The organism is Nitrosomonas sp. Nm34, assembly GCF_900113925.1.
GTDB lineage: Bacteria > Pseudomonadota > Gammaproteobacteria > Burkholderiales > Nitrosomonadaceae > Nitrosomonas.
Genome location: NZ_FORD01000122.1, coordinates 1 through 2,919 on the forward strand (window position 1 = coordinate 1; position 2,919 = coordinate 2,919).

4 protein-coding genes are annotated in these 2,919 nt (G+C 40.8%); 1 reads left to right on the forward strand and 3 read right to left on the reverse strand.

The features are described 5' to 3' along the window. Nucleotides 1-243 precede the first annotated feature (243 nt). The 3 genes from BM283_RS17525 to BM283_RS20285 all read right to left on the reverse strand — a co-directional run bounded on the left by BM283_RS17525 (nt 244) and on the right by BM283_RS20285 (nt 2,620). Nucleotides 244-525 (reverse strand): helix-turn-helix domain-containing protein, encoded by a 282-nt coding sequence (locus BM283_RS17525; RefSeq protein WP_175492225.1) that lies wholly within the window; start codon nt 523-525, stop codon nt 244-246. 898 nt (nt 526-1,423) lie between these two features. Next, on the reverse strand, nt 1,424-1,621 hold the full coding sequence (locus BM283_RS17535; protein ID WP_090695420.1) for a hypothetical protein: 198 nt from the start codon (nt 1,619-1,621) through the stop codon (nt 1,424-1,426). Nucleotides 1,622-2,143: 522 nt separating this feature from the next. Then, nucleotides 2,144-2,620 carry a hypothetical protein gene (locus BM283_RS20285; RefSeq protein ID WP_254776440.1) on the reverse strand — a complete coding sequence of 159 codons (477 nt, stop codon included), beginning with the start codon at nt 2,618-2,620 and terminating at the stop codon, nt 2,144-2,146. Here BM283_RS20285 and BM283_RS20290 point away from each other — a divergent pair. Then, nucleotides 2,576-2,919: ISAzo13-like element transposase-related protein (locus BM283_RS20290; RefSeq protein WP_254776439.1), on the forward strand; the 344-nt coding region annotated here is incomplete at its 3' end. The genes BM283_RS20285 and BM283_RS20290 overlap by 45 nt on opposite strands.

Consider the following 2,919-nt stretch of genomic DNA (forward strand, 5'->3'; position numbering starts at 1 on the left):
CGCATAAAATAGCGATGGGGTGGATGGGCTATGCCTATTAACTGAAGAAATCCCCACTTTTTGCCATAACTCCACCAGAAAACACAAAAAAGCTTTATGCTTAACAACAAATTCTGACTACAAATACGATTCATCCAAATAAAAAATGAATTTCTGGCAAATTCGCTCTTGGTTTGGATGCTCGTGCAATATTCGGGCTAAGACTACTATGAGGCTCAATCATCTCTTTGCGTTCTACAAGACTTAATGATTGAGCTTTCTCACTAAAAAATCGCGTTCTACCGTCAATTGACCAATAACCCGCTGCAGGTCATCTGTTGTAGGTTGCTCCTTATTGGCGCCAGTATTATTTTTAGAAAATAGCTCGGCAGCTTGCTCAATGAGTTGCCGTTTCCAGCTATTGATCTGCGTGGGATGGACATGATAACGCGCTGCTAATTGGGGGACAGTTTCATCACCGCGTATCGCTGCCAGCGCTAGTTTTGCTTTGAATTCACTCGAATAGTGTATGCGCTTTTTACTCATCGTCATTAAGCTCCTTTTTAATTATGGCAGAGCTTAACAACCTGTACAGTTTTTGGGTACCACTTTAGCCTTACCAATCAAACCATGTGATTAGATTTTTCTTTACCTCCTTCAGGTCATTGAACTCTTTGATATATAAAAGCTCGTACTTAACTATCCGCCACAGTCATATAACAAAAATATAATTATAGTAGTAACTCTTACTATCGATGCTGATCTGGATCTGTTGGTGCTTTATATTGAAGTAAATACTTCGCTGTAAACTGTATATTTTGATAAATATTCGTGTCTTGATAAATATTCATGATCTGCAGATAACCATCACCTGAATAGTTATCTGTCTCTTTATGTTGTCGTGTTTTATGAGTAATTTCTTTATTTTGTATATGACAATATTTAACAACAGATAGGAAGGAGGCCGTTAATGCAATTAATGTTAGAGATTGTATTGATATTGCTAATAGCAGTAACTCTTCCTTTGTTATGGAAAATATCAGATCTGGTATTGACTGCGACAGGAAATCCAAAAAATTTGAGGTCGTTCATACAAGGCTCAATAAAAATTTTAGTACCACCATGGATGGTTTGGTTGGCAACTAGTTTAGTAGACTTTTTTTCCGACTTTAAATCTTTCTGACACAATTTGTAAAACTAAACAAAAAGGTAATTCTGCTATTTTACGGGTGGAGTTAGAGCAGTATTAGTAAACTCTGGGTTCATTTATTATAATTAAGCAGATGAAATGTCTTTTTTCGTTTGAGACTAGGTTCTGTTGACATTTTTTACGGAGCCAAATTAATGCTGAGATAAATCGTGATAAAACTTTAATTTATAATTTTGTATATATTTAAAGACCAATACTAAAGTTAATATTGGTCTTGTCAGAGTTTAAGGTAACTTAAGCTACAACTCTAGGAGAAGAATATCTTTTGTTTTTAAAAGTGCTGCTAATTGCAGCAATTATCCAATATCCCAGAAAGAATAATGCGCCTGTAGGTATATCCACAAATAAAATCAAACCGATTGAAGCTAGAACACTAAGTAAAACAAGGCTGAGGCTTATTACTGTGTTTCTGCTAACTTGATTCGTTTTCATTTATAACTCTCCAATAAATTAATTTATTAATAATGTTTTTCTGAATTATTAGAAGAAATTCTTTACAAAAAGTTCACATAATATTAACAAATAATTTACATAAGAGAATATATGTAGTAGACCAGTATAAATTTGAGTCCAATATTTCAATATTGTTAGTTGTTGTTTAACGTGAACGTGAATTCGGGACCAGAAAAGCAGCAAAGGGAATCTGATTTCCTTATGATGAAGCTATCTTAAAAGATGAAGTTATCTTAAAAAAGGTTTCATCGCGAGAGGGATAAGGTTGCTATGGATACTATAGCGATTTTTTGTGCGATTGATGACTTTTGTAAAGGGTTTAAGCCGTGGTGAGATCGGCGCTTGTCGGAGTTATCGCTAAAATGGCATCGGCGACGAGGAGAGCGTGTCTAAGTGAAGTCATGATTAATCATGGTGGGGTTTCATTTATCGGGTTCCCGGACATTTAGAGCTTATTCGGAAAATATAATGAATTGTTTTTCCGTGAAAATATCGTGAAAATCAATTTTTAAGTGCAAGATTTTTGAATAAATTATGCAGAAACCCTTGCACTTGATTTGGGCTCAAGCTCACCTTAAGGTGATTTCCGAAAAAGGCTATTCCCATTAAGGTATAATGGGGCTTCCACTTGTTCAACCACTGAGCTTGATCATGCTGTTCGCCTCCGCCCCGACAGTTGTGCCCCTGAGCACGTCCCAAATAGAAGACCTGAGACTGGCAAGTTCGAAAATGCTCGGAGCGGAACGCCGCTCCTTTCAGGCGGCGATGACGTTGAAATATTGCCGGGGCAGTCCCCGCCGGGCAGAGCGGGTATTTGGCTGGAATCGCGACACGATCGAACTCGGGCTGAATGCACAGCGCACGGGCGTGATTTGCCTGGGGGCGCAAGCAGCGTACTGCGGAAACCGCCTCTGGGAGGAGAAGCACCCAGATGTGGCGCAGACCCTCCGGGCATTGGCGGAATCGCATTGTCAGCAAGACCCGACCTTCCGTACGGCGCTATCGGATACCCGGCTGACCGTGGCGGCGGCCTTGGATCGGTTACGCGCCCAAGGTTTTCCGGAGGATGGCCTGCCATCGCCCAGCACGATGGCCCAGGTGCTGAACCGGAATGGCTACCGCCTGCACAAGGTGGTCAAGGCCAAACTCCAAAAAACTCCCGGAAACGGATGCCATCTTTGTCAATATCGCGGACAAGGACGGAAAGCCCATAGCGGATCCAGCGTATTTGGAAGGTGGGCAGGTCATGCGCCTGAGCATCGAGTGCAAGGCCACGG

Coding starts and splice junctions, on each gene's coding strand:
- BM283_RS17525 (WP_175492225.1), bottom strand. CDS start 525: ATGAGTAAAAAGCGCATACACTATTCGAGTGAATTCAAAGCAAAACTA.
- BM283_RS17535 (WP_090695420.1), bottom strand. CDS start 1,621: ATGAAAACGAATCAAGTTAGCAGAAACACAGTAATAAGCCTCAGCCTT.